Origin of the sequence: Streptomyces sp. NPDC052701 (genome assembly GCF_040678355.1) — a bacterium.
GTDB lineage: Bacteria > Actinomycetota > Actinomycetes > Streptomycetales > Streptomycetaceae > Streptomyces.
Genome location: NZ_JBFATO010000019.1, coordinates 49,372 through 74,143 on the forward strand (window position 1 = coordinate 49,372; position 24,772 = coordinate 74,143).

17 protein-coding genes are annotated in these 24,772 nt (G+C 72.6%); 5 read left to right on the top strand and 12 right to left on the bottom strand.

Going from position 1 to position 24,772, the window contains the following annotated elements; translation table 11 throughout:
- Positions 1 to 118 precede the first annotated feature (118 nt).
- The 4 genes from AB0L29_RS21885 to AB0L29_RS21900 all read right to left on the bottom strand — a co-directional run bounded on the left by AB0L29_RS21885 (position 119) and on the right by AB0L29_RS21900 (position 8,135).
- Positions 119 to 2,371, bottom strand: a complete 2,253-nt coding sequence (locus AB0L29_RS21885; RefSeq protein ID WP_365829446.1) for an ATP-binding cassette domain-containing protein — start codon at positions 2,369 to 2,371, stop codon at positions 119 to 121.
- Between the two features lie 191 nt (positions 2,372 to 2,562).
- Positions 2,563 to 3,321, bottom strand: a complete 759-nt coding sequence (locus AB0L29_RS21890; protein ID WP_365829382.1) for an NUDIX hydrolase — start codon at positions 3,319 to 3,321, stop codon at positions 2,563 to 2,565.
- 129 nt (positions 3,322 to 3,450) lie between these two features.
- Positions 3,451 to 5,370, bottom strand: a complete 1,920-nt coding sequence (locus AB0L29_RS21895) for a glycogen debranching N-terminal domain-containing protein (protein ID WP_365829383.1) — start codon at positions 5,368 to 5,370, stop codon at positions 3,451 to 3,453.
- A gap of 1,064 nt (positions 5,371 to 6,434) precedes the next feature.
- On the bottom strand, positions 6,435 to 8,135 hold the full coding sequence (locus tag AB0L29_RS21900; protein WP_365829384.1) for a DUF4192 domain-containing protein: 1,701 nt from the start codon (positions 8,133 to 8,135) through the stop codon (positions 6,435 to 6,437).
- Positions 8,136 to 8,416: 281 nt separating this feature from the next.
- Here AB0L29_RS21900 and AB0L29_RS21905 point away from each other — a divergent pair, with 281 nt between their 5' ends.
- Together AB0L29_RS21905 and AB0L29_RS21910 are read left to right on the top strand one after the other, a co-directional pair.
- Entirely contained in the window at positions 8,417 to 10,582 is a 2,166-nt protein-coding gene (locus tag AB0L29_RS21905; RefSeq protein WP_365829385.1) for a RecQ family ATP-dependent DNA helicase, read from the top strand.
- A gap of 472 nt (positions 10,583 to 11,054) precedes the next feature.
- Positions 11,055 to 11,669, top strand: coding sequence for a hypothetical protein (locus tag AB0L29_RS21910; protein ID WP_365829386.1), 615 nt, complete (start codon positions 11,055 to 11,057; stop codon positions 11,667 to 11,669).
- Positions 11,670 to 12,066: 397 nt separating this feature from the next.
- Here AB0L29_RS21910 and AB0L29_RS21915 read toward each other — a convergent pair whose 3' ends face one another.
- The 3 genes from AB0L29_RS21915 to AB0L29_RS21925 all read right to left on the bottom strand — a co-directional run bounded on the left by AB0L29_RS21915 (position 12,067) and on the right by AB0L29_RS21925 (position 14,179).
- Complete coding sequence (locus AB0L29_RS21915) at positions 12,067 to 12,702, bottom strand: hypothetical protein (protein ID WP_365829387.1); 636 nt, start codon at positions 12,700 to 12,702, stop codon at positions 12,067 to 12,069.
- Positions 12,703 to 12,770: 68 nt separating this feature from the next.
- Positions 12,771 to 13,472 carry a ribonuclease HII gene (locus AB0L29_RS21920; RefSeq protein ID WP_365829388.1) on the bottom strand — a complete coding sequence of 234 codons (702 nt, stop codon included), beginning with the start codon at positions 13,470 to 13,472 and terminating at the stop codon, positions 12,771 to 12,773.
- An 83-nt stretch (positions 13,473 to 13,555) separates the two neighbouring features.
- Complete coding sequence (locus AB0L29_RS21925) at positions 13,556 to 14,179, bottom strand: TetR/AcrR family transcriptional regulator (RefSeq protein WP_365829389.1); 624 nt, start codon at positions 14,177 to 14,179, stop codon at positions 13,556 to 13,558.
- Between the two features lie 187 nt (positions 14,180 to 14,366).
- Between AB0L29_RS21925 and AB0L29_RS21930 the strand changes: the two genes are divergently transcribed.
- Positions 14,367 to 15,914, top strand: coding sequence for an MFS transporter (locus AB0L29_RS21930; RefSeq protein WP_365829390.1), 1,548 nt, complete (start codon positions 14,367 to 14,369; stop codon positions 15,912 to 15,914).
- A 404-nt stretch (positions 15,915 to 16,318) separates the two neighbouring features.
- Here AB0L29_RS21930 and AB0L29_RS21935 read toward each other — a convergent pair whose 3' ends face one another.
- The 3 genes from AB0L29_RS21935 to AB0L29_RS21945 all read right to left on the bottom strand — a co-directional run bounded on the left by AB0L29_RS21935 (position 16,319) and on the right by AB0L29_RS21945 (position 18,632).
- Positions 16,319 to 17,227: an ADP-ribosylglycohydrolase family protein gene (locus tag AB0L29_RS21935; protein ID WP_365829391.1), complete on the bottom strand. Its 909-nt coding sequence runs from the start codon at positions 17,225 to 17,227 to the stop codon at positions 16,319 to 16,321.
- 12 nt (positions 17,228 to 17,239) lie between these two features.
- Positions 17,240 to 17,899, bottom strand: coding sequence for a phosphoglycerate mutase family protein (locus tag AB0L29_RS21940; protein ID WP_365829392.1), 660 nt, complete (start codon positions 17,897 to 17,899; stop codon positions 17,240 to 17,242).
- A gap of 127 nt (positions 17,900 to 18,026) precedes the next feature.
- Positions 18,027 to 18,632: a YdbC family protein gene (locus AB0L29_RS21945; RefSeq protein ID WP_365829393.1), complete on the bottom strand. Its 606-nt coding sequence runs from the start codon at positions 18,630 to 18,632 to the stop codon at positions 18,027 to 18,029.
- Positions 18,633 to 18,788: 156 nt separating this feature from the next.
- Here AB0L29_RS21945 and AB0L29_RS21950 point away from each other — a divergent pair, with 156 nt between their 5' ends.
- Positions 18,789 to 19,319, top strand: coding sequence for a TerD family protein (locus AB0L29_RS21950; RefSeq protein WP_365829394.1), 531 nt, complete (start codon positions 18,789 to 18,791; stop codon positions 19,317 to 19,319).
- Positions 19,320 to 19,518: 199 nt separating this feature from the next.
- On the opposite strand, the gene AB0L29_RS21955 is transcribed toward AB0L29_RS21950, so the two are convergent.
- Both AB0L29_RS21955 and nrdR read right to left on the bottom strand, forming a co-directional pair.
- A complete protein-coding gene (locus AB0L29_RS21955; protein ID WP_365829395.1) occupies positions 19,519 to 22,413 on the bottom strand; it encodes a vitamin B12-dependent ribonucleotide reductase in 2,895 nt (964 codons plus the stop codon).
- Between the two features lie 166 nt (positions 22,414 to 22,579).
- Complete coding sequence (gene nrdR, locus AB0L29_RS21960; RefSeq protein ID WP_365829396.1) at positions 22,580 to 23,137, bottom strand: transcriptional regulator NrdR; 558 nt, start codon at positions 23,135 to 23,137, stop codon at positions 22,580 to 22,582.
- Positions 23,138 to 23,768: 631 nt separating this feature from the next.
- On the opposite strand from nrdR, the gene lexA reads away from it, so the two are divergent.
- Positions 23,769 to 24,548, top strand: a complete 780-nt coding sequence (lexA, locus tag AB0L29_RS21965) for a transcriptional repressor LexA (protein WP_365829397.1) — start codon at positions 23,769 to 23,771, stop codon at positions 24,546 to 24,548.
- The last annotated feature ends 224 nt before the right edge of the window (positions 24,549 to 24,772 follow it).

Below are 24,772 nucleotides of genomic sequence, written 5' to 3' on the forward strand. Positions count from 1 at the left end.
TGAAAAGCACACGAAAGGGTGATCGCTCACCCCGTCGCAATTGACGCCTTATCGGAAAGAAATGGGCGTGCTCCGAGGAGTTGCGCACAGGGCCGGACCGGAAGGTCGCGGAGGGTGGTCAGCGGGCCCGGCTCCGCAGGGTCGTGAGCAGATACGCGCAGAGCAACGCGGTCACCGACAACGCCAGCGCCCCTCCCACGGGTTGGGTGATCATCCGCAGCGCACCGTCCAGATAGCGCTCTCCCCCGAAGGGCCACCGCGGCAGGAACACCTCCCGCAGCCGCGTGGGGACGCCGGCCGCGGACCGTACGGACGATCCCCCCCAGACCTTGTGTACGAGGGGCACGACGAGGAGGGGCACGGCGACCACCGCGGCGAGCCCCGCCGAGGTGGACCGGAAGACGCCCGCGGCCAGCACGCCGGCCCAGGCGCACCCGGCCACGAGCCCGGTCCAACTCGCGCCGAGCGAGAACCAGTCGGCGGGAACCTGTACGAGCTCCCGTCCGTAGACGAGATACAGCACTCCGGCGTCGCAGCCCACGGTGAGCAGGGCCAGCACCAGGGCGGTCACCGAGGCGACGAGGAGTTTGGCGGCCAGCAGTCCCAGTCGGCGGGGGACGGTGCCGCGGTCCGCCGCCAAAGCAGGGTGGCGGAACTCGTCACCGAAGGCCAGCGCGCCGAGCAGTCCCGCGCCGAGCGCCGCGGGCGGCAGGGGCAGCTCCCGCGGCCACGCGGCGAGCAGGCGCGACTGCGGAGTGTGACCGATACGGGCCAGCAGGACGGCGACGAGGGCGGACACGACGAGCACGACGGCCCCCGTGACGAACCCCGTCCCGACTCCGAAAGCACGGCGGACCTCGTAGCGGAGCGGGCTGAGGGGACAGGGGGCGGGGCGCACGGAGATGGGGGGTGGGAGAGCGGCGGAGAGTGCGTGCGGAGTCCCGGCTTCGGCATCGGTTCCGGCTTCGGCATCGGCAGACTGGGGTGGGCGGCCCGGCTGTCGTGGGGAGGGTGCCGGTTTCTCATCGGGTCGTGCGGCGGGAGCCGTGGCGTCGCCAGGAGCGGGAGCGTCACCGCGCGCGGGCGTCTTGGTCCGGGATCGCGGTTGACCACCGGAGGGGCGTGCTCCGCCGGCGAGGGGCGGCTGCGGTTCCTCGACCGAAGCTTCCGGCTTCGCCGCGGAGGGCCCTGGACCGCCGACTGCACACCTTTGCCCACCGGTTGTGATTGCCTGCTGATCGATTGTGATTGCTTGCTCGCCGGTCGTCAGCCTCTGCGCACCGGCGACGGACCCTGGGTCCCCCACGGAGGACCCCGGATCGCTCCCGGAAGCCGCCGGGCCGCCGGGCCACACGTCGGCCACCCGCACCGACGCTCCGCCGGGGACCCTTGCCGCGTCGGCCGGTTGCCGCACGGCCGCCCCGCGCCCGTCCTCGGTGGGGTGCCCGCCGAAGACGACGGCCGGCTCTCCTGCGGGGGCCACCGCTCCCGCACCGGGACCCATGTCCCCTACTTCGTCGGCGAGTTGGTGTACGAGGATGCCGTGGCGGAACGCCGTCTCACCGATCTCGGCGCAGGTACTGCCGTAGACGCAGAGGCGGTTGCCGCCCTCCCGCACGACCTCGACGGAGCGCCGCCCGGTGCGGGCCTCCTTGGCGAGGAGGACTTCGAGGCGGGCGGCGTGCGGACTGCGGACTGCGACGCGAGGACGCAGTCGGGTGCGTGCGAACTCCGCGCCCTCCTGGTCCGCGACGAGCCGGCCGTTCTCCAGGGTGACGACGCGGTCTGCGGTGCGTGCGGCCTCCTTCGGGTCGGCCGTGGTGAACAGGACCGTACCGCCGTGGGCCGCGTGTGCCCGCAGCGCGTCGTGCAGCCAGCGGCTCTCACGGACCGAGAGCCCGCCGGCGGGGTCGTCGAGGACGAGGGTGTGCGGGTCGGCCAGCAGGGCACAGGCCAGCCCGAGACGGCGGTCCATGCCGCGCGAGAGGGTGGCGAGACGTACCTCGCGCAGACTCACGAGACCGGCCGCTTCGAGGACTTCGTCGGCACGCCGGACCGGGACGCCGACGGCGGCGCACAGCATGTGCAGGTGACCGCGGACCGTGCGGGCCGGATGCCCCGGTACGTCGCCCAGCAGTACCCCGACTTCGCGCGAGGGATGGGCGATGCGGTCCAGGGGGCGCCCTCTGAAGTAGGTGATCCCGCGCCCCTGTTGGAGTTGGAGCATGAGTCTGAGCGCTGTCGTCTTGCCCGCGCCCGGTGCTCCGAGCAGCGCGGTGACGCGGCCCGCGCGCGCCTCGAAGGAGACGTCGTCCACGGCGGGCGGAAGCTCTTTGCGAGGGTTGCTGGTCAGTCCGAAGGCCTCGATCACTCGCAGCAAGATAGCGTGCTATGTCCGTTTTTTCGGGCACCGCGGGATCGCTCCGCGCAGAGCGGCCGGCTCGCCGGGCCCGTGTTCGCCAGCCGCTCCCGGGGCGAAGGCCGCCGCCTCCCCGCCCGGCCGGTGGCAGCCGTCCCATCCGTGATCAGCGGGGCCCGACGGTTTTGAGCCGGGCCCGGGTGTCACACCTCGGGGCGCAGCATCGGGGGATTGAGCAGCGTGGCGCCCCCGGCGCGGAAGAGCTGTGCCGGGCGACCGCCCTGGCGCGTGGTCGTCCCACCGGTGGGCACCAGGAAGCCGGGGGTGCCCGTCACCTTGCGGTGGAAGTTGCGCGGGTCGAGTGCCACGCCCCACACCGCCTCGTAGACACGGCGCAGCTCGCCGACGGTGAACTCGGGCGGGCAGAAGGCCGTGGCCAACGACGAGTACTCGATCTTCGAGCGCGCGCGTTCCACCCCGTCGGCCAGGATCTGGGCGTGATCGAAGGCGAGCGGCGCCACCGGCTCGCCGTCGCGGCCGTAACCGCCCTGCTGCAGCAACTCCTCGACCGGCGCCCAGCGCGCGTTGCTGGCGTCGCCACCCGCGCGGGGCGCCGGCAGGTCGGGGGCGAGGGCGAGGTGAGCGACGCTGACGACGCGCATGCGGGGGTCACGCTTGGGGGCGCCGTACGTGGCGAGCTGCTCCAGGTGTGCGCCGTTGTCCTGGGCGGGGACGGCCGGGTCGTGGACGCTCAGCCCGGTCTCCTCGGCCAGCTCGCGCGCCGCGGCCTGCGCCAGATCCTCGTCGGCCCGCACGAAGCCACCGGGGAGCGCCCAGTGCCCCTGGAACGGTGGTTCGCCCCTGCGTACCGCCAGCGCGCACAGGGAGTGGCGGCGCACGGTCAGCACGACCAGGTCCACGGTGACGGCGAAGGGCGGAAAGGCTGACGGGTCGTAGGGCATGCCGCGATCATAGTCGTCTGCCTGACGATAAGCACTCCCTCCATCGGGCGCTTCGATCGTTGATCCCCTTCCATCCGGTATGCGTCACCGGCTGTTCCCGGTGGTCACGGGACGGCACGTCGGCCCAGGTCACCCTCCCAGCTGCAGTCCGCCGGCAGCCTCCTCGACCATGGCCAGGCCGAGCCGGCCGACCCGTACGGAGAAGGGGGCGCCCGCGACCCGCAACCCCGTGAGGCCGATCTCGCCCAGGGGCGCGCTGCGTACCGGGCGCAGGACGACCGTCCCGGCCGGGACGTCCGGGCGGATGCCCGCGAGCGTGGTCAGCAGCAGGACCGCGGAGGCCGCCGCCGTCGCCGCGGGACGGCAGGCGGCCGGGTGCGGCAGGGGGGCGCTCCCCTCCGTACGCTGCTCCCCCGCGTACATCTCGGGCAACCGGTGGCCGAACGACTCGGCCGCCGCCAGCACGCCCCGCAGCAGGGAGGTCGCCTCCTCCTCGTAGCCGGCGGCGGCCAGACCGGCGACGGCGAGCGCGGTCTCGTGGACCCGTACGGCACCGGCGCGGTGGCCGAAGGGGTTGTAACCCGGTTCCTTCGCGCCCAGCCCTCGCAGACCCCAGCCCGAGTTCATGGCCGGACCGTCGAGCAGCCGGGCCAGATGCTCGGTCTGCACCTTGTCGAGCAGTCCCGGCGCCTGCGCACCCCCGCCCAGCAGTCCGGTGTCGAGGAGGTGGACGGCGCCCGCGCCCAGGTGCGGAACGAGCCGGCCGTCCGGGGCACGGGCCGCCGCCGGCCGGCCGCCGCCCGGGTCGTCGGCCCAGAAGTCCTCCCGGAACGCTGTGCGCAGTGCCTGCGCCCACTGCCGCAGCCCGGCACCGCCCGGCCTGCCGCAGGCGTCGAGCAGATCGGCGCCGAGGAGGGCGGCACGGTGGGCGTGGGCCTGCGTCTCGCAGCGGACGAGACCGCCGGGCCCGGCGTCGCGCAGGTAGATGCCGTCGCCGACGGTGGTCCGCAGCCAGGTCAGGCACCGCTCGGCAGCCGGCAGCAGTTCCTCCGTCTCGTGTTCGGGAAGCCCCCAGCGGCGGGCCTCCGCGAGGAGCGCGGGGAAGAGCAGCGTGGCCTCCGTACCCGTGCACCCCGGCGGCAGGTGCGGGCCGGTGTCCCGTCTCGGCCCGGGGATCATGCCGGATCGTGCTCCGGTGCCGGGGACCTGACCACGGGCGAGGATGCGCAGCGTGCCCGCGGCCAGGCCGGTACCGAGGGGCAGTGCCATCCGGGCCGCGGCGAGCGCGTCGGCGGGGGCCAGGCCGCAGCGCCAGGGCGCCCCGGCCGCGAGATGGATGTCGGAAGGGTTGGCGGGGTCGCGCATCAGGAGGGCCTGGAGGTCCTCGATGCTGGCTCGCAGCAGCGCGGGGACCCTGGGGTCGTCGCCCTCCGCGCGTGCGGGGGCGACAGGGCTGGTCGCCGCGTGGCCCGCGGCGCGCAGCGGGCCTGCCCCCTCCGGCCGCACCCGCAGTTCCAGGCTCGTGCTGCCGCCCGGGGGCAGGTCGAGCTCCCACCGGAGCAGTCCGGCCGAGGCCAGCGCGTCGGCGGGCGGCGGCTCGGCCGTGACCGACGCGTTCGCCGTGGCGCAGGACCAGCGCAGGCCGGAATCGTGGACGCTGGCGGGCAGTTCGGGTCCCGCGGTGCCGGACGCGATGGCTTTGAGGTCGGCCAGGTCCGTGCCGAGGGCCACTTCGACCGGCAGGCGCAGTGGGCGGTGGGCGGCGCTGTGCAGGGTGATGCGCTCCGTGCCGTCCGCGGAGCGGTTCCGCTCGACGATCACCTCCGGGTCCGGGCCTGGTCGCGGGGACACGCGAAGCGTCGCCACGAAGCGCGCGCGGCCGGCGGCGGTCATCCGGGCCTGCACAGCGAGCGGTTCCCGCCCGGCCACGCGGACGTGGCACCGGGAGAGGACGCGCCGGCCCGCGCGGTAGAACCCTTCCAGTCCACGGCCGGTCATCTGCCCCTGTTCCGTCGAGATGGCGAGGCCGGGAAGGGCGACGCAGATCATGACGGTGTGGACGGGCGGCAGGTCGGCGGACCGGTGGGGCGCCGGAAACGGGCCGCCGCGAGAAGGGACGGGGGCGGAGCGCCGCTCCTGCGCGGTGGGGGACGGGGATTGCCTCTGCTCGGTGGACGAAGAGGTCCGCTCCTCTCCGAGACCCGGGGAGAGGAACCGGTCAGGCTCCGTCGACGCGCCGGGGGGCGGGCCCTGGTCCGTAGGCCGCAAAGAGGTGCGGCCCCGGTCCGGCCGGGCCGGCGCGTACCAGTCGCGCCCCGCCGGCCAGGAGGCGGGGTGCGCCTCGCCGGCGCCGGCACCGTGCCGGCCGCCCTGGCCGGCCGGGCGTGGCAGCCCGTCGCGGACCGCCGGCCGCGACGGGCCTTCCCGGTCCGGCAGCAGGAGATCGGCGGAGTCGGCCGACCGGGTCGGCCCGATCACGTCCGCCGTTTGCGGCGGGCCGACGCGGCCGGCCGGCTGCGACAGGCCGGCACGGTCTCCCGGCCGGGGCAGGCCGGGGTCCGGACCGGCCGGGGGTGTGGGCCCGTCCGCCGCGGTGGGAGTCCCGCTCCTGGTGGAGCGGTCGTCGTCGGCGGCGGAGGGCGGAGTCGGCTGATGCATGGGAGGGCTTCCTCTGCGCTCTGTGCGCCTCGGACGGATTCGGCGCCGGCGGTGGCGAGCTTCAGCGGGGCAGGGACGGTGCGGCGTCACGGCCGGTCCAGACGTTCCGCCACTCAGGTGAACGGTGCGGACCTCCTCCGGGTCACGCCCGCGGCCGGATGACTCCGTCAGCGGCGTGTCCGGGGGCGGGGCGCCCGGTGCGTCACACCGCAGCCGCCGACGGCCGGCAAGCCCGGCCTGGAACCGGCACGGGCGCGAGCGGTTCTTCCGCCCGCCGGGCAGGCGTACCCGGCCGGACGGCACGTTCGCACGACGGTGGGACGAACCGTCGTCGGCGCCGGCCCCCGCCCGGCATCCGCTGCTGCCCCGAGGCCCGTTGCCCGCCTCGTGCCCACCTCGGGTCCGGTCGCGCCGACGCTCTCCGGCGCGTCGGTCACCGCTCTTGGGACGACCGCTCACTCCTCCCCCTCCGCACCGCGGGCACGGGGGTCGACGCTCCCCTTGCCCGCAGCCCGGCGGCGCGTGACTCCCTTCTCCGGCGCGGGCCGCCGAGGGCCGCCGGGGCGCGTACCGCCTCCCGCTGCCCCACCGGAACGCTTGCTCCCCGTCGCCGAGCTGCCGGGGCGCGTCCCGGCCGCCGGTGTGCGCGGATGCGGGATCCGTGTGCCCGGTTCGCTCCTCCCGGCCCGCAAGCGCCGGGAAACGCCGTGGGCGGCACCGGCCGGACGGGTGCGGCGCCGGTGGCGTGCGGGCGACGTGTCGGCGGCGGACCCGGCCGCCCGGAGTGCCTCCGGCGTCGCGGCGTCGTCCCGGCCGGCCGGCCCGCCGGTTCCCGTACGCTTGCGGTCCTCGCGCTCGGTGCGCAGGCAGCGGCGGATCGACTCCGGGTCGAGGCCCTCGTTGCAGGCCTGGTGCAAGAGGCGGGCGAAGAGGTAGTCGGGGTCCGCGCCCAACGCCATGGCAAGGGCTTCCCGGGCCTCCAGTTCGTCGCCCGCGGACCAGGCGACCCAGCCGACGAGGGTGAGGGGCGCCGCGGCGTGCTCGCCGTAGGGTCCGACGCAGCGGCGGGCCAGTGCCCGCCAGAGACGGAGAGCGGGTCCGGCCTCGTCGCCCTCCATCCACTCGGCCGCGCGGTCACGGGTCGTGCGGTCCTGCAGGCCGAGGATCAAAGCTGCGGCCTCGTCGTGTCCGACCAGTTTGTCGTCCTGCAGATCCGCCGTGAGGGGGCCGGACGCGGGCGGAGCCTCGGCGAGGCGGCCCATGATCTGTCCGGCCAGCCGCAGCGTCTGCTCGGCCACCTCCGTACGGCCCGCGTCGTCGAGCATCCTGGGGACCAGGGTCATGCCGGCCGAGTCCAGGGCGATCTCCTGCTCCAGGGTGGCGGACGTTTCCCAGGGCAGCAGCCTGGCCCGCAGCTCGCGCAGCGTGCCGCGCACCTGGATCCCCGCATAGGTCGCAGCGGCGGCCAGCACCGAGGTACCGGGCAGGCCCATCGGGGTTCCCTCCGCGGGACAGCACACCTCGTTCCCGCAGCAGTACGACCAGAAGCGGCCGTCCGAGATGCACAGGGCCTCGACCACCGGGACGTCCAGGGCACCGCACTCGAGGCGCAGCTTCTGCGCCAGCGGACGCAGCCGCTCCATGACCTGCCTGCCGGACTCGCCGGTCCTGGGTTCCTGACAGAGGAAGGCGACCATCTGTTCGGGTTTGGCTCCTCGGCGCTCGCTGCTCGTCACCAGGCCATGGGCCAGCTGCCGGGAGGCGGACGGCCAGTCGTCCGGGTTCGCGGGGATACCGAGCCGGGCCCGGCCGCCGAACCTGCCACGCCCGTCCCTGTCGTGCAGGGCGACCAGGACGATGCTGTCCTCCGGGCGGTATCCGAGCAGGTACGGCAGGGCGTCGGCCAGTTCGCCAGGGGTGCGCAGGGTGACCTGGTGCTCGCCACCGCGACGCTCGTACGCGGTGCACGCGAGCTCTTCCGGCCTCGGGTCGCGCTTCTCGTGCCCGCCGTTCGCCTCCCGCTCGGCCCGCCCGCCGGGCCCGCCGCGTCCTGTGGGTCCGCCGTCGACGGGGTGTCCGTCGTGGTCTTCGTGCCTGTCGCCTCCGGCGATGTCGCTGTTCTCGGCGGATCCGGTCGTTTCGCTGTGATTCGTCATGCGGAGACGATCTCGCGGATCACAAAATTCCGCTTTGCCCTGTGGATAAGTTCGATCAGGAACACGTCACGGACGGTGCCGGGCCGGACCGGGGCGTGAACGGCGGGAGCGGGCCTCACGGGATCGGCGCCGGTACCGGGCGTCGTGGCCCGGACAGCGATGCCGGGGCTCGCTCGCCCGGACGGTGATGCCGCGGCTCGCGGTCCGGACAGCGATGCCGCTCCCGGTGATCCGGGCGGTGACGTCGGTGACTGTCAGTGCCGTCCTGTTGTATGGGACGCATGGAGCACACGAGCAACGCGGAACTGCGGACGGCCGCCGACAAGGTCCTCGCCCGTCTCGTCGGAGACGCCTCGGGCGCGGCGCGGCTGCGCGAGGACCAGTGGCGGGCGATCGAGGCGCTGGTCGCCGACAGACGCCGGGCCCTGGTCGTCCAGCGCACCGGCTGGGGCAAGTCCGCCGTGTACTTCGTGGCGACCTCGCTGCTGCGGGCGCAGGGCAGTGGCCCCACCGTGATCGTCTCCCCGCTGCTCGCGCTGATGCGCAACCAGGTCGATGCCGCGGCCCGGGCCGGCATCCGCGCCCGGACCATCAACTCCTCCAACACCGAGGACTGGGACACCGTCCAGGAGGAGATCGCCGCGGGCGAGGTCGACGTCCTGCTGGTGAGCCCGGAGCGGCTGAACAACCCGGACTTCCGTGACCGGGTACTGCCCAGGCTCGCCGCCGCCACCGGTCTTCTGGTGGTGGACGAGGCCCACTGCATCTCCGACTGGGGCCACGACTTCCGCCCGGACTACCGGCGGCTGCGCACCATGCTCGGTGATCTCCCGCCCGACGTGCCCGTGCTGGCGACCACCGCCACCGCCAACGCGCGCGTGAGCGCCGACGTCGCGGAGCAGCTCGGCACCGGTGGCACGTCCGACGCCCTGGTGCTGCGCGGGCCGCTGGACCGGGAGAGCCTGAGCCTGAGCGTGCTGCGGCTGCCGGACGCGGCGCACCGGATGGCCTGGCTCGCCGACCACCTCGGCGAGCTCCCCGGCTCGGGGATCGTCTACACGCTCACCGTGGCCGCCGCCGAGGAGGTCACGGCGTTCCTGCGGCAGCGCGGGCACACGGTCGCCTCGTACACGGGCAAGACCGAGAACGCCGACCGGCAGCAGGCCGAGGAGGACCTGCTCGCCAACAAGGTGAAGGCCCTGGTCGCCACCTCGGCGCTCGGCATGGGCTTCGACAAGCCCGACCTGGGTTTCGTGGTGCACCTCGGCTCGCCCTCCTCCCCCATCGCCTACTACCAGCAGGTCGGGCGGGCCGGACGCGGTGTGGAGCACGCCGAGGTGCTGCTGCTGCCGGGCAAGGAGGACGAGGCCATCTGGGAGTACTTCGCGTCGCTGGCCTTCCCCTCCGAAGACCTGGTGCGCCGCACCCTGGACGTCCTCGCGCGCGCGGACGGTCCCGTGTCGTTGCCCGCCCTGGAGCCTCTGGTGGAGCTGCGCCGCTCCCGTCTGGAGACCATGCTGAAGGTCCTCGACGTGGACGGGGCGGTCAAACGGGTCAAGGGCGGCTGGATCGCCACCGGACAACCGTGGACGTACGACGAGGAGCGGTACGCCTGGGTGGCGCGGCAGCGCAAGGCCGAGCAGCAGGCCATGCGCGAGTACGCGGCGACGACGGACTGCCGGATGGAGTTCCTGCAGCGCCAGCTGGACGACGAGGGTGCCAAGCCCTGCGGCCGCTGTGACAACTGCGCGGGCCCGCGCTTCACCGCCGACGCCTCCGAGGAAGCCGTCGCCGCCGCACTCGTGGACCTGGGCCGGGCAGGCGTGGAGGTGGAGCCCCGCAAGATGTGGCCGACCGGGCTTCCGGCGATCGGCGTGAACCTCAAGGGGCGCATTCCGGCCGGGGAACAGGCTTCACCGGGACGGGCCCTGGGGCGCCTGTCGGACATCGGCTGGGGCAACCGGCTGCGGCCCATGCTCGCGCCCCAGGCACCGGACGGGCCCGTGCCGGACGACGTGGCCAAGGCAGTGGTGGACGTGCTCGCCGACTGGGCCAAGGGGCCCGGCGGCTGGGCTTTTGCGGCGGCGGACGCCCCGGCGCGCCCGGTGGGCGTGGTCACCGTCGCCTCGCGCTCCCGGCCCCGGCTCGTCCACTCGCTGGGGGCGCACATCGCGAAGGTCGGCCGGCTGCCGCTCCTGGGGGCCGTGGAGTACGCGGGTGACGCGCCCCCGGTCCTCCGGAGCAACAGCGCCCAGCGTCTGAAGGCACTCGACGGGGCGCTGACCGTGCCGCCGGCTCTCGCCTCCGCTCTCGCCGGGGCCCAGGGCCCGGTACTCCTCGTGGACGACTACACGGAGACCGGCTGGACCCTCGCGGTCGCGGCCCGCATGCTCCGGCGTGCCGGCGCACAGGGGGTGTTGCCGCTGGTCCTGGCCGTACAGGGCTGACGGCGTTCCGGCCCGCGGCTGCTCCCTCGCCGATGGGCCGAGCGGTGCGGCAGCTCCCCCGCGGGCGGGCCGGGCGCGCGGCCGCACGCTCCGGCACCCCCCTTCCCTCATCGTCGCCGACGCCCTCGCCTCCCGGCCGCGCCCTCCTCACCCGGCGGCCCGGCCGCAGGTCCGTCCCCGCGCACGTCTGCCGCACACCTCTGGACACCGCGCACCCCTGTGGCGTACGAACGTGTCGTGCTCGAACGCCCCGCGGGTCGCCCGGCGACGCACTGGGTGGGGATATAAGCCGCGCATCATCCGATAGCGGTCGGCTGCCCCAATTGCTCGTTGCCGCAATCAAGTTCGACAGGAAGAATTGAAGTCCGCTCCCGCACGGCTCGTCCGCCGACCTGGCAGGGCTTCGCTGCGGTGCGCGCTCCCCCGAATCCGACCCCGCCCGCTGTGTGGGCGCGTAGCCGAAGGGAGAACCGTGACCTTCGGATTCGCTCCGTCCTCGGCGGCATCGTTGTCGACGTCCGCCACTTCCGCCAACCGCATGCTCGAACCGGCGGAGTGGGCCGCCGCCGGGATCCCGCTGTTGCGCAACCCCCGGGAGGTCGTCAGCGGTCTGCATGCGCGGCACCATCCCCAGCCGGCGACCGCGGTCGTGGCCGTGCTCGACCCGGACGACCGGCTGCGGGCGAGCGCCTCCTTCATCCGCCGGCCGGCACCGGCCGACGGCTGGATGTTCCGCAACGTGCTGTTGGCCCAGCTCCGCCGGGTCATCCCGCACGACCTGCGGCGCCGCACGCCGGTGCGCACGGCCGTGCTGCTCTACTGCCGCGAGGGCGACGGGAGTTGGACGGAGGAGGACGGCGCGTGGATGTGGGGCCTGCGGGACGCCTGCACGCTGCACGGACTGCGCTGCGGGGCCTACATCACGCTGACCCGTGACGGCTGGCAGGTCCTCGGCGAAGGCCGCGGTGGGCGCCGCCCCAACGCGACCTCCTCCCGGGAACCGTTCGCCACGTCCGAAGCGCCTCCCCCGCTGCCCCGCACCGGCGGCGCCGCGTCGGAGATCCTGCGCCGCGCGGCGGCGCGCTGAGAAGGCGCGACCGGCCGTCCCGCCCCGGCGGCACGCTCCTGTCGTGCCTGGGACGACGCTCCCGCACGACGGCCGAACCCTCCCGGACACCCGGCAGGCCCCCACCCCGCACGAACCGGCAACCCACCCGGGCGGTTCCGTCGGACACGGCCGGGCGCACGAGGACCGGCGCGCTCACCACCAGACGTGCGGCAGGCCCTGGCGGGCCGCGGCCCGCACGCGCTCGCGGCGCCGCTTGTCGCCACCGAACACGCTCACGGACCAGGCCGAGGCACGCGCAGCGACCGGCCCGCGGTCGTCCGGGCACGACGAACCCCCCACCGTGCCCAACCGTGCAGACGCCACCACAGGAACGCCCGACTCCCCCCGGCGCCCTTCCGGACGCCACGGTGACGGCTCAGACGCCCGCGCCCAGCACCGCGTTGATCCGCTGCGGATCGCCGCAGACGATCAGCAGGGCGCCGGCCCGCGAGTGGGCCAGGGACAGCGCGGCGGCGGCCGTGGCCTCCGAACCTCCGTTGACGGCGACCACGACGACGGGCCGTGAGGCAGCCCGGTCCGCGACGGCGGCGTCCGCGTAGAAGACGTCGTCGCCGGCGTCGTGCTGGGCCCAGTAGGAGGCCTCGCCGAAGGACAGTTCGTGAGCGGCCCACGGATGGAGGTCGCCGGTGGTGATCACCAGCACCTCGCCGGGGGCGCGGCCCGATTCCAGAAGCAGGTCCACGGCCTCCTCGGCGGCGTCGAGCGCCCCCTGGGCCGAGGCCGGGATCAGCTGGATCTGCGGGGTGGCCGAAGCGGAGGCGGCAGGGGCAGCCGGGCTCGACGGTCCGGGCTTGACTGCGGCCGCGTCACGCGGCGTGCGTTGCACCGGCGGCACGGGCCGGAGAGGACCCGGACGACCGGGGCGCGACGGAGCCGCGGGGCGGGGGCCGGGTACGGGGCGAGGGGTCGGCGCGGTACGGCCGCTGGCCGGAGTGGCGCGGGGACCCTGGGCACTCTCGTGAATCTGAGGCTCCTCGGGAATGAGAGGCATGGGCTGATGTTTATCAAACGTCGGTGCGGCTCGCATCGGCGGGTGGCACATGTGTGCGCGCGGAACCGTCAGAAATCGAAGCCGAGCTGACCCTCGATTTCCGGAACACTTCCTTCCGTCCAGCTGCGGGCCCTCTTGAGGTGCCGCCACTGGGGCAGCGCATCAAGATACGCCCACGACAACCGGTGGTGCGGGGTGGGTCCCCGTTCCGCCAGTGCGGCCTTGTGCACGGGCGACGGATACCCGGCGTTGTCCGCAAAACCGAAGTCTGCATGGTCGATACCCAGTTCGGCCATCATTTTGTCGCGCTGGACCTTGGCGATCACCGACGCCGCCGCGACCGCCACGCAGGACCGGTCGCCCTTGATCACCGTACGAACCTTCCAGGGCGCCCCGAGATAGTCGTGCTTGCCGTCCAGTATCACGGCGTCGGGACGGACCGGCAGAGCCTCCAGGGCACGCACCGCGGCCAGGCGCAGTGCGGCCGTCATGCCCAGGTCGTCGATCTCCTTCGGGGAGGCGTGCCCCAGGGCGAACGACGTCACCCACGTCCGCAGTTCCTCGGCGAGCTCGGTGCGCCGTTTGACGCTGAGCAGTTTGGAGTCGGTGAGACCCGCGGGAGGCCGGCGCAGTCCGGTGACCGCCGCGCAGACGGTGACGGGTCCGGCCCACGCACCGCGCCCCACCTCGTCGACACCTGCAACGATCTTCGCTCCGGTCGCGGCGCGCAAGGAGCGCTCGACGGTGTGAGTAGGCGGTTCGTACGGCATGGCGCCCTTAGGGTACGCCGCCCGGAACCGCCCGCGACACTCCGGTTTCCCCGAGCCGGACCAGGGTTTCCCGCAGGACCGGGTCAGACGCCCCTCGGGCGCAGCAGCGGCAGCATGAGCTGGTCGATCATCTCCTCGAGATCCACATCGCTCCATTCACTCCCGCACACCTTCGCGCGGTACATCATCATCGCCGGGACGGCGTCGAGGACATATCCGTTGTCCGCGTCCGACCTGACCTCACCACGCCGGATTCCGCGGGTGATCACCTCGCGGAGCAGCTTGACGGTCGGCTCCACCACGCCTTCGAAGATGACGGCACGGAAGCGCTCCGCCTGCGTCGGGTCGCATTCGTGAATCACCGCACGGAGGGCGAACCCGGGCCGGGAGTACATCGCGTCACGCGCCTGCCGGCACAGCGCGAGCAGGTCCTGGCGCACGCTGCCCAGGTCGGGCGCCTTTTCCAGACGCGGCAGTCCGGCCTGCAGCGCGTCCGCGACCAGGTCCTCCTTGGAGGGCCAGCGCCTGTAGACCGCGGCCTTGCCGGTCCGGGCACCGGCGGCGACCCCCTCCATCGTGAGCCCTCTCCAGCCGACCGTACTCAACTGCTCCAACGCGGCGTCGAGGATCGCGCGTTCGAGCACAGCGCCGCGCCGGCGGGGAGAGGCCGTCCGAGCGGGGGCGGCCGTCCAGCGCGAAGTTGCCATCGATGTCTCCAACAAGCAGAGGAAGCGGGGATTGCGGGGACGGGAGCGCGCCACGCGGCGGCGAAGGGGGGACGCACCGCGGAGCGACGATTCATTAAGTGAACGCTTGCGTTCACTATTGGGGACTCACTACCGTTGACGCGACAGTGAACGCAAGCGTTCACTAAGACACTCGTGGGGACCCATAGTGACAACCTCTCAACTGATCGAAAACCGGAAGCCAGGAGCGGCCCGCCGGGAGGGGCACCCCGGCATCGCGCTCACCGTCATCGCGGCCTGCCAGCTCATGGTGGTACTCGACGCGACGATTGTGAACATCGCGCTCCCGCACATTCAAGACGCGCTCGACTTCAGCACGACCGACCTCACCTGGGTCGTCAGCTCCTACACGCTCACCTTCGGCGGCCTGCTGCTTCTCGGCGGGCGGGCCGGCGACATCCTCGGCCGCCGCCGGGTCTTCATGGCCGGCATCCTGCTGTTCACCGCCGCCTCGCTCCTCGGCGGTCTCGCCCAGGAGCCCTGGCAGCTGCTGGCCGCACGCGTCCTGCAGGGCGCGGGAGGGGCCATCGCGTCGCCCACCTCGCTGGCGCTCATCACCACCACGTTTCCCGAGGGCCCGGAACGGAACCGGGCCTTCGGCGTCTTCGCCGCGGTGTCCGCGGGCGGCGGCGCCATCGGCCTGCTCGCGGGCGGCATGCTCACCGAGTGGCTCGACTGGCGCTGGGTGCTCTTCGTCAACGTGCCGATCGGTGTGCTGATCGCCGTGCTCACCCCGCTGTACATCGGCGAGTCCGAACGGCACACCGGCCGCTTCGACATAGCGGGCGCGGTGACGTCCACGGCCGGCATGGCGTCCCTCGTGTACGGCTTCATCCGCGCGGCGGACGAGGGCTGGCGGGACAGTCTGACCATCGGGTCCTTCGGTGCCGCGGTGATCCTGCTGGCGGCCTTCGCGTTCATCGAGTCCCGGGCCAAGGAGCCGATCACTCCGCTGCGGATGTTCGCCGACCGCAACCGGTCCGGCACGTACGTGATCATGCTGAGCCTGGCCGCGGCGATGTTCGGAATGTTCTTCTACATCGTCCTCTTCGTGCAGAACGTGCTGGGGTACAGCCCGATCGACGCGGGACTCGCGTTCCTCCCCGTGACGGTCGTGATCGCTCTCGGCGCGGGCCTGTCGCAGAGGTTCCTGCCGGTGCTGGGGCCCAAGCCGTTCATGCTCGTGGGCTCGACACTCGTGGTGCTCGGACTGTCTTGGCAGACCCTGCTCAGCTCCGACAGCTCGTACGCCGGCGGGATCCTCGGTCCGATGCTGCTCTTCGGCTTCGGCATGGGCCTGAACTTCGTCACGCTGACCCTCACCGCGGTCTCCGGTGTCTCCCAGCACGAGGCGGGCGCGGCCTCCGGGCTGCTCAACGCCACGCAGCAGGTGGGCGGATCGCTGGGCCTGTCCATCCTGACGACGGTGTTCGGCACGGCCAGCAGGGAGGAGGCGGAGAAGCAGCTGCCGAAGTTCATGACCGACGGCTCGGCGGAGCAGAAGGCGGAATTCGCCAGGACCCACGAGCTGCCCGCCCCCTGGGGGCACGAGGTGCTCGCGCAGGGCATATCGGCGGCCTTCGTGCCGGCTGCCGCGATGGCCGTACTCGCCCTGGCCACGGCGTGGCTGGTGATCCGGGTCCGCAAGAGCGACCTGGAGGCGCTCGCCGGCACGGCCGGACCGGGGATCGGCTGACGGACGTCCGCGACGGGCGGACCCGGACCGCTCGTCGACAGGCGCCACGAGGGCCTGCCGGCACCGGCCGGACGAGCCCGTCGCCCGCGGGGGCGGACGGCCGGCCGGCGCCCCCGGCGCGGACGGCGCGGACGGGGAGAACGGCGCGGGCGGCGCGGGCGGTGCTCCGGCCGTCCCCCTGCTCGGTGCGAGGCACGCCACCACGCCCCCCAGGACGAGCAGAACAGCGAGTGGAACCTCCATGATCACGGAACCCGTCGCCTCCTCGCGCTGCCGGACGTGCCGCCCCCGCCCGACCCCTATGGCGCACACGCGTTCGGGGCCGCACGGCTCACACGGCGGATGGCATGACAACGAGCGGCCGGTCACGCAGAGTTCCCGAGGTGCACGGAGAGTTCTGACGCTCAGGCCGGCGTCGGCACCCATCCCGGCAGTGCCTCCGTGCGCCGCACCCACTCGGCAGGCGGGGCCCCCGCCTTCCCGGAGGCGATCACTCCGCCCACAATGGCGCAGATCGTGTCCACGTCCCCACCGGCTTGGGCGGTCGTCCAGAACCCCTGCCCGTAGTCGCCGAGGGCCCGCGCGGCCGACCAGAGCGCGAAGGGCACCGTGTCGTGGGCCGTCGTGCGCCGCCCGGAGCCCAGCACGGCCGCGACGGTCGCGGCGTCACCGTAGTCGAGCATGTCCCGGGCCCGCCGCAGCCCCGCACCGACCGCGCTCCTCGCGGGCACCAGCCCGATCACCCCATCGAGAAGCGCCTCGGCGCCGGGCGGCCCGCCGGGGGCGGCGGTGAACGCGGCGGCCGCGGCGACGGCCATGGCACCGACCACCGCCTCGCGGTGCTGATGAGTGGGGTACGCCGAGATCTCCGCCTGGTGGGTGGCCTGCTCCGGGTCGTCCGCGTACCAGGCGCCCAGGGGGGCGATGCGCATCGCGGCGCCGTTGCCCCAGGATCCCTGTCCGTCGAACAGGGCGGCGGCCAGTTCCCGCCAGTCGCCGCCCTCGCGGACGAGCCGCAGCAGGCGGTTGACCGCCGGCCCGTAGCCCCGGTCGACGTCGTGGTGCTCGGCGAACGACTGCGCCAGGGCATCCTGGTCGATGCGGTGGTGGGCGGCCAGGACGGCGACGACGGAGCAGGCCATCTCCGTGTCGTCGGTCCACTGCCAGGGCCCGGGCGGCAGCTCGCGGCGCTTGAGGAGCGGGTAGTTCACCGGCACGAAGAACTGTGCGCCCAGCGCGTCCCCGACCGACAGTCCGCGCAGGCTGTCCAGGGCGCGGGCCAGGCGCCCGCCGGGAGAGGAGTCAGCGGTCATCGCCCTGCCACTCTATCCGGTGATCCCGTACGGTTCCGGGTCCCGCCACCGCTCGAAGGGACGGTCCAGCGTGTACTTCCCGTCGTCCCCCAGAACGAGCATCCGCATCTCGCCGTTCCCGGGGTTCGACAGCGACTCGAATTCCGCCACCGTCCAGTGGAACCAGCGCATGCAGAACAGCCGCATCGCCAGACCGTGGGTCACTATGAGGACGTTCGGCGGGTGGTCGGGGGCCTCGAAGCTGCGGAACAGGCTCTCCAGGAAGCCGCCGACCCGGTCGTAGACGTCGGCGCCGGACTCGCCCTGGGCGAAGCGGTAGAAGAAGTGGCCGTACGCGTTCCGGTACGCCTTCTGGAGGCGCACGTCCTCCCGGTCCTGCCAGTTGCCCCAGTCCTGCTCGCGCAGCCGCGGCTCCTCGCGGACCCGGATGAGCTCGGGGTCGAGGTGGAAGGCGCGCAGCGTCTCGTGCGTGCGGCGGTAGGGGGAGACGTACACGCTGACGCGCTCCCGGCCGAACAGCTCGCGCAGCTCCTTGCCCGTCTCCTCCGCCTGCCGCCGGCCCCGCTCGGTCAGGGCCAGCGCGTGGTCGGGCTCACGTTCGTACACGGAGTCGTCGACGTTGCCGGTTGACTCGCCGTGCCGGACAAGGACGATGCGCCGTGGTCGTGCCATGCCAAAACCCTAGATCGGACGACGGCCCGCCGGGCACTCGGGCCGGACTCCCACGGCACGGGTACCCATGTCCTGCACCACGGGTCGGGTGTCCTGCGCCCCGGGTCGGGCCGTCCACCGCGCGGGATCACACCGTCCAGCCGGGTTCCAGCTCCACGATGTCTCCCGTGAGGGCCGCGACGTCGGCCTCGATCTGGGCACGCAGTGCCAGCCGCTCCACGCGCTCGGTGCGGTACTTGCCGTGCTCGGCGGCCGACCGCCACATCGACAGGACCAGGAACTCGTTGCCGGGGGCCTCGCCGAACAGCCCGCGGACCATGCCCGGCGAGCCGGCCATCGCCGGGTTCCAGACCTTCTCCTGCATCAGCACGAAGTGCTCGGCCCGCTCCTCGTGCACACGGCAGAGCGCCACCCGCAGCAGGTCGGCGTCCGTGAACTTCGGCTCGAAGCCGGTCTTCACGTCGAAGCGGTGGTCGAAGAGCCTGACCTGGGCGTCCTTGAAGGTGCCCGACTGGGCCGCCGCGAGCCGGTCGTGGGAGCGCGCCATGAAGGAGTCGTAGAAAGCGCGGCTCTCCCAGAAGGCGAAGATGTGGGCCACGTCCGGCCGTCCCCGGCTCCAGCCACCGCCCTGCCCGCGAAAACCCGGCTCCCCCGGAAGCCCCGCCCACTTTCGCTGCCCCCGCTCGAAACCACGGCGGTCCACCACGGTGCAGCGAATCCACTTGACCAGCACCGCGCCATGGTAAGGCCACCGGGCTCGGCACCGGTCGTGCTCGGGAGGACAACTCCCCCGCGCATGTGCAGGCGCGCGTGGCAGGATGGACAACCGGCCATGACCGGACCGCAGTTGGGGTGGACCGGCAGGACGGGTACGGGGAAGGGGAACGCAGTGAACGGCCTCAGCAAGGGGATCCGCAAGGTCGAGGTCGCCGTGAGGTGGGACCCGAGCCCGGCGGGGCAGCCGCCCACCGATCTCGATCTCGTCGCCGCGACGTATCTGGCGAGCGATCCGTACGGCGACCCGGCCTATGTGGTGCACTTCGACAGCCGGTCCCCGGACGGCACCATCACGCTCAGCCGGGACAGCAGGGACGGACAGGGCTTCGGTTACGACGAGGTCATGGTGCTCGAACTCGACCGGCTCGACGGCCGCTACGCGCGCGTGGTGGTCGGTGTGGTCATCCAGCAGCGCTCCGGGCCGCGGACCTTCGTCGGCGTGGCCAACCCCGGGCTGCGCATCCGTGAGGGGTACACGGTCCTGGCCGAGGACGACTTCGGCGGTGCCCTGGGAGCCACGGCCGCCACGGTCGCGGAGTTCGTCCGGGACGGATCCGGCCCGTGGGAGTTCCGCTCCGGCGTCCACGGCTTCGAGGGCGACCCGGAGAACTTCGCGAGGACCATGGGCGCGGCACGCCGGTGAGTCCGTGACGGCGTCCGGGAGGGACGGGGCAGCGGTCCCCGGCCGCCGTGCCGTCCGGGACGGGGGCTCACGGCCTGCCTGGTCCGTGTGACTCCGGCGGCCGCACAGCGCGAGAGGGGCATCGGCCTTCGGCCGATGCCCCTCTCGTCACGCCGTCGGCGCTCGGTGGTGGCGCCGCACGCCGCGGCGCCACCCGGCCTCAGCTGCAGCCGCTGGTCGAGCCGCAGCCCTCGCAGATGTAGCAGGAACCGGCACGCTGCATCTTCGTGCCGCAGGAGAAGCACAGCGGGGCGTCGGCCTGGATGCCCAGCTGCATCTCCACCAGCTCGGCGCTGGTGTGGGCCTGCTTCGGGGCGGGCTTGGCCGCCTCGGACTCGGCCTTCGGCGTGGCGACCGCCTTCAGCTCCTGGGCGCGCGGCGCCGACTGGGCCAGGCCCTCGACGTCGACCTCGTCCTCGGACGGCTCGTACGAACCGGTCTCCAGGTGGCGCTGGCGCTCCTCGGCGGAGTGGATGCCGAGCGCGGAGCGCGTCTCGAAGGGCAGGAAGTCCAGCGCCAGGCGGCGGAAGATGTAGTCGACGATCGACTGCGCCATCCGCACGTCCGGGTCGTCCGTCATGCCGGCCGGCTCGAAGCGCATGTTGGTGAACTTCGAGACGTACGTCTCCAGCGGCACGCCGTACTGGAGGCCGACGGAGACCGCGATGGAGAAGGCGTCCATCATGCCCGCGAGGGTCGAGCCCTGCTTGGACATCTTCAGGAAGACCTCGCCGAGACCGTCGTCCGGGTAGGAGTTGGCGGTCATGTAACCCTCGGCACCGCCGACGGTGAAGGACGTGGTGATGCCGGGACGTCCCTTCGGGAGGCGCTTGCGCACGGGGCGGTACTCGACGACCTTCTCGACCTTGGGCTCGGCCGCGGCGGGCCGCTCCTCGGTCTTCTTCTCCTCTTCCTTTTCCTTCTTCTTGGCGGAGAGGGGCTGGCCGACCTTGCAGTTGTCGCGGTAGATGGCGAGCGCCTTGACGCCCATCTTCCAGGCCTCGAAGTAGATCTCCTCCACCTCTTCGACGGTCGCCGTCTCCGGCATGTTGACCGTCTTGGAGATGGCACCGGAGATCCACGGCTGGATCGCGGCCATCATGCGGACGTGGCCCATCGGGGAGATGGCGCGCTCGCCCATGGCGCAGTCGAACACCTCGTAGTGCTCGGGCTTGAGGCCGGGGGCGTCGATCACGTTGCCGTGCTCGGCGATGTGGGCGACGATCGCCTCGATCTGCTCCTCCTGGTAGCCCAGGCGGCGCAGGGCCTGCGGGACGGTGCCGTTGACGATCTGCATCGAGCCGCCGCCGACCAGCTTCTTGAACTTGACCAGCGCCAGGTCGGGCTCGACACCGGTGGTGTCGCAGCCCATGGCGAGGCCGATGGTGCCGGTCGGGGCGAGCACGGACGCCTGGGCGTTACGGAAACCGTTCCTCTCGCCGAGACGCAGCACGTCCTGCCAGGCCTCGGTGGCGGCGGCCCACACCGGGGTGTCCAGGTCGTCCATGCGCACGGCGGTGCCGTTGGCGTCGGCGTGCTGCTTCATGACGCGCTGGTGGGCGTCGGCGTTGCGGGCGTAGCCGTCGTACGGGCCGACGACCGCGGCCAGCTCGGCCGAGCGGCGGTAGGCCGTGCCGGTCATCAGGGAGGTGATGGCGCCGGCGAGGGCGCGGCCGCCGTCGGAGTCGTAGGCGTGGCCGGTGGCCATCAGCAGGGCGCCGAGGTTGGCGTAGCCGATGCCGAGCTGGCGGAAGGCGCGGGTGTTCTCACCGATCTTCTGGGTCGGGAAGTCCGCGAAGCAGATCGAGATGTCCATCGCGGTGATGACCAGCTCGACGACCTTCTGGAAGCGCTCGGTCTCGAAGGACTGGTTGCCCTTGCCGTCGTCCTTCAGGAACTTCATCAGGTTCAGCGAGGCCAGGTTGCAGGACGTGTTGTCCAGGTGCATGTACTCGCTGCACGGGTTCGACGCGGTGATCCGGCCGGACTCGGGGCAGGTGTGCCAGTTGTTGATGGTGTCGTCGTACTGGATGCCCGGGTCGGCGCAGGCCCAGGCGGCCTCGGCGATCTTGCGGAAGAGCTGCTTGGCGTCGACCTCCTCGATGACCTCGCCGGTCATGCGGGCACGCAGGCCGAACTTGCCGCCGGCCTCGACCGCCTTCATGAACTCGTCGTTCACACGGACCGAGTTGTTGGCGTTCTGGTACTGGACGGACGTGATGTCGTCGCCGCCCAGGTCCATGTCGAAGCCCGCGTCGCGCAGGACGCGGATCTTCTCCTCTTCCTTGACCTTGGTCTCGATGAAGTCCTCGATGTCCGGGTGGTCCACGTCGAGGACGACCATCTTGGCGGCACGGCGGGTGGCGCCACCGGACTTGATCGTTCCGGCGGAGGCGTCGGCGCCCCGCATGAAGGAGACCGGGCCGGAGGCGTTGCCGCCGGAGGACAGCAGCTCCTTGGAGGAGCGGATCCGGGAGAGGTTCAGGCCGGCGCCGGAGCCGCCCTTGAAGATCATGCCCTCTTCCTTGTACCAGTCGAGGATCGACTCCATGGAGTCGTCGACGGACAGGATGAAGCAGGCGGAGACCTGCTGGGGCTGGGCCGTGCCGACGTTGAACCAGACGGGGCTGTTGAAGCTGAAGATCTGGTGCAGGAGGGCGTACGCCAGCTCGTGCTCGAAGATCTCGGCGTCGGCGGGGGAGGCGAAGTACCTGTGGTCCTCACCGGCCTTCCGGTATGTCTTCACGATGCGGTCGATCAGCTGCTTGAGGCTGGTCTCGCGCTGCGGAGTGCCGACGGCACCGCGGAAGTACTTGCTGGTGACGATGTTGACCGAGTTCACCGACCAGAAGTCGGGGAACTCCACGCCGCGCTGCTCGAAGTTGACCGAGCCGTCGCGCCAGTTGGTCATGACGACGTCACGGCGCTCCCAGGCCACCTCGTCGTAGGGGTGAACCCCAGGGGTGGTGTGGATGCGCTCGATACGCAGTCCCTTGCCCGCCTTGGTGCCCTTGGCGCGGGAACTCCGTGCCGGACCGCTCGCCGTCTCTGTCATGCCGCCTCCCTGATACGGGCGAAAACGCCCTGAAGTGCCCCGTTTATTCCGTGGCACGGTGTTCTGTCTGGTGTTGCGGGCACCCACTCACTCCGCCCGCAACAGGTCTTCTCGTCGCCGCCGACCGGCCGGATCCTGGCTGCGCCGCCCGGGTCCGGCCCGCCGGTCAGTCGGCGGCGCCCGCGGGCCCGGGGACCGCCGCGGTCCCTCCCGGCCCGCGCTCGTCCTCCCGGCTCCCCGCCACAGCGCCTTCGCGCGCCCCGTCACCGTCGGCGCAGCGCCCCGCCTGCCTGAGCTCCGCGATCGCGGCCTCGAAGTCCTCGAGCGAGTCGAACGCCCGGTAGACGGAGGCGAACCGCAGGTAGGCGACGAGGTCGAGCTCCTGCAAGGGGCCGAGTATGGCCAGCCCGACGTCGTGGGCGGCCACCTCGGCACTCCCGGTGGCCCGCACCGCCTCCTCGACCCGCTGGCCGAGCAGGGCGAGCGCGTCCTCGGTGACAGGCCGTCCCTGGCATGCCTTGCGCACGCCGTTGATGACCTTGGTGCGGCTGAAGGGCTCGGTGACTCCGGACCGCTTGACCACCATGAGCGAACACGTCTCCACGGTCGTGAAACGACGGGAGCAGTCCGGACACTGGCGGCGCCGGCGGATCGACGTGCCGTCGTCGGTCGTACGACTGTCGACGACACGGCTGTCGGGGTGCCTGCAGAAGGGGCAGTGCATCGACTCCAACCCTCCTCACAGCAGACTCAACAGCCTCGCCGGACCTCTCGGGTCCCACGAAGCAGCCCCAAGCATAGGCGATCACCGTGAGTCCGAAGACCGGGGGGACCACAACTTCTGGGCCGTTGCCGCAATCCAACCACTAGATGTGGGTGTTGGCTCATACATGCAGGCGGTACGCGCGTGTCGCGCCGATACCCATGGGTGACACGGGGCCGTCCGGCCACAGGTGTCACGGCAGCGCACGTATGCCCCGCCCGGGCGCACCCATGCCAGCCCCCGCACGGGGCATGCCGCGGCGGACGCGCTCCGCCGCGCGGCGGAGCGCGCCTTGCGAAGATGCCGTGAGCACCGCACGGAGGGGAGGTGCGACTCCCGCGCACACGCGGGCCGGTCCACGAAGGACGGGGCTCCGGATGGCAGACTGGGGCCGCGGCCCACGAGGTCGCCACCCCGGCGGTGAAGAGTACAACAAAAGGCTCTTTTGTCCGCCGAAAAGCGCGGGAAGCGGTACACCAGAACACACGGCCACGTCAGGTAATTCGCGTTTTTTCACTCGAACGTGTGTTTGGCGCAACCTTTCGAAAGCAACTACCGTTGTGCAGCAGGGAGACCATCGAGAGGGGCCGACGTGACCACCACCGCAGACAGTGCCACCATCACTGCCCAGGACCGCCTCCAGGGCCGACTCGAGCCGGTGCATGCGATGAACGAAGCCGCCAACCCCGAGGGACCCAAGCGCTCCCTGCCCGGGCGACCTCCCGGTATCCGGGCCGACAGCTCCGGGCTCACCGACCGCCAGCGCCGCGTGATCGAGGTCATCAGGGACTCCGTACAGCGACGCGGCTACCCGCCGTCGATGCGGGAGATCGGCCAGGCGGTCGGCCTCTCCAGCACCTCCTCCGTCGCGCACCAGCTGATGGCGCTGGAGCGCAAGGGCTTCCTGCGCCGCGACCCGCACCGCCCGCGCGCCTACGAGGTGCGCGGCTCCGACCAGGCCGCCTCCGTGCAGCCCACGGACACCGCGGGCAAGCCCGCCGCGTCGTACGTCCCGCTGGTCGGCCGGATCGCCGCCGGTGGCCCGATCCTCGCGGAGGAGTCCGTCGAGGACGTCTTCCCCCTCCCCCGGCAGCTCGTCGGCGACGGTGAGCTGTTCGTGCTGAAGGTCGTCGGCGACTCGATGATCGAAGCCGCGATCTGCGACGGCGACTGGGTCACGGTCCGTCGCCAGCCCGTCGCCGAGAACGGCGACATCGTCGCGGCGATGCTCGACGGCGAGGCCACCGTCAAGCGCTTCAAGCGCGAGGACGGCCACGTCTGGCTCCTCCCGCACAACTCGGCCTACGAGCCGATCCCCGGCGACGACGCGACCATCCTCGGCAAGGTGGTGGCCGTCCTGCGCCGCGTCTGAGCACCGCGGCGAGCGGGCCGAGAGTGAGCCGTGGCAACAACGGGCGGAACCTCCCCGCCCTGCCCCTTGACCGGGCCCCGGGACCCCTGCGCCGGTTCCGGGGCCCTGTGCTGTCCGCGCCCGAAAGGCGCATCGGTTCCGGCCGGGCTTCGATCGCGGGGGCGGCCCGTCACGACGTCGTGACGGGCCGCCCCCGCGATCACCGCGCCGCCGCCTGCTCCGTC

Bases quoted from the DNA above. Each gene is read 5' to 3' on its own strand.
- AB0L29_RS21890 (WP_365829382.1), bottom strand. From the start codon at position 3,321: ATGCCCTACGACCCGTCAGCCTTTCCGCCCTTCGCCGTCACCGTGGAC.
- AB0L29_RS21895 (WP_365829383.1), bottom strand. From the start codon at position 5,370: ATGATCTGCGTCGCCCTTCCCGGCCTCGCCATCTCGACGGAACAGGGG.
- AB0L29_RS21900 (WP_365829384.1), bottom strand. From the start codon at position 8,135: ATGACGAATCACAGCGAAACGACCGGATCCGCCGAGAACAGCGACATC.
- AB0L29_RS21905 (WP_365829385.1), top strand. From the start codon at position 8,417: ATGGAGCACACGAGCAACGCGGAACTGCGGACGGCCGCCGACAAGGTC.
- AB0L29_RS21915 (WP_365829387.1), bottom strand. From the start codon at position 12,702: ATGCCTCTCATTCCCGAGGAGCCTCAGATTCACGAGAGTGCCCAGGGT.
- AB0L29_RS21920 (WP_365829388.1), bottom strand. From the start codon at position 13,472: ATGCCGTACGAACCGCCTACTCACACCGTCGAGCGCTCCTTGCGCGCC.
- AB0L29_RS21925 (WP_365829389.1), bottom strand. From the start codon at position 14,179: ATGGCAACTTCGCGCTGGACGGCCGCCCCCGCTCGGACGGCCTCTCCC.
- AB0L29_RS21935 (WP_365829391.1), bottom strand. From the start codon at position 17,227: ATGACCGCTGACTCCTCTCCCGGCGGGCGCCTGGCCCGCGCCCTGGAC.
- AB0L29_RS21940 (WP_365829392.1), bottom strand. From the start codon at position 17,899: ATGGCACGACCACGGCGCATCGTCCTTGTCCGGCACGGCGAGTCAACC.
- AB0L29_RS21955 (WP_365829395.1), bottom strand. From the start codon at position 22,413: ATGACAGAGACGGCGAGCGGTCCGGCACGGAGTTCCCGCGCCAAGGGC.
- nrdR (WP_365829396.1), bottom strand. From the start codon at position 23,137: ATGCACTGCCCCTTCTGCAGGCACCCCGACAGCCGTGTCGTCGACAGT.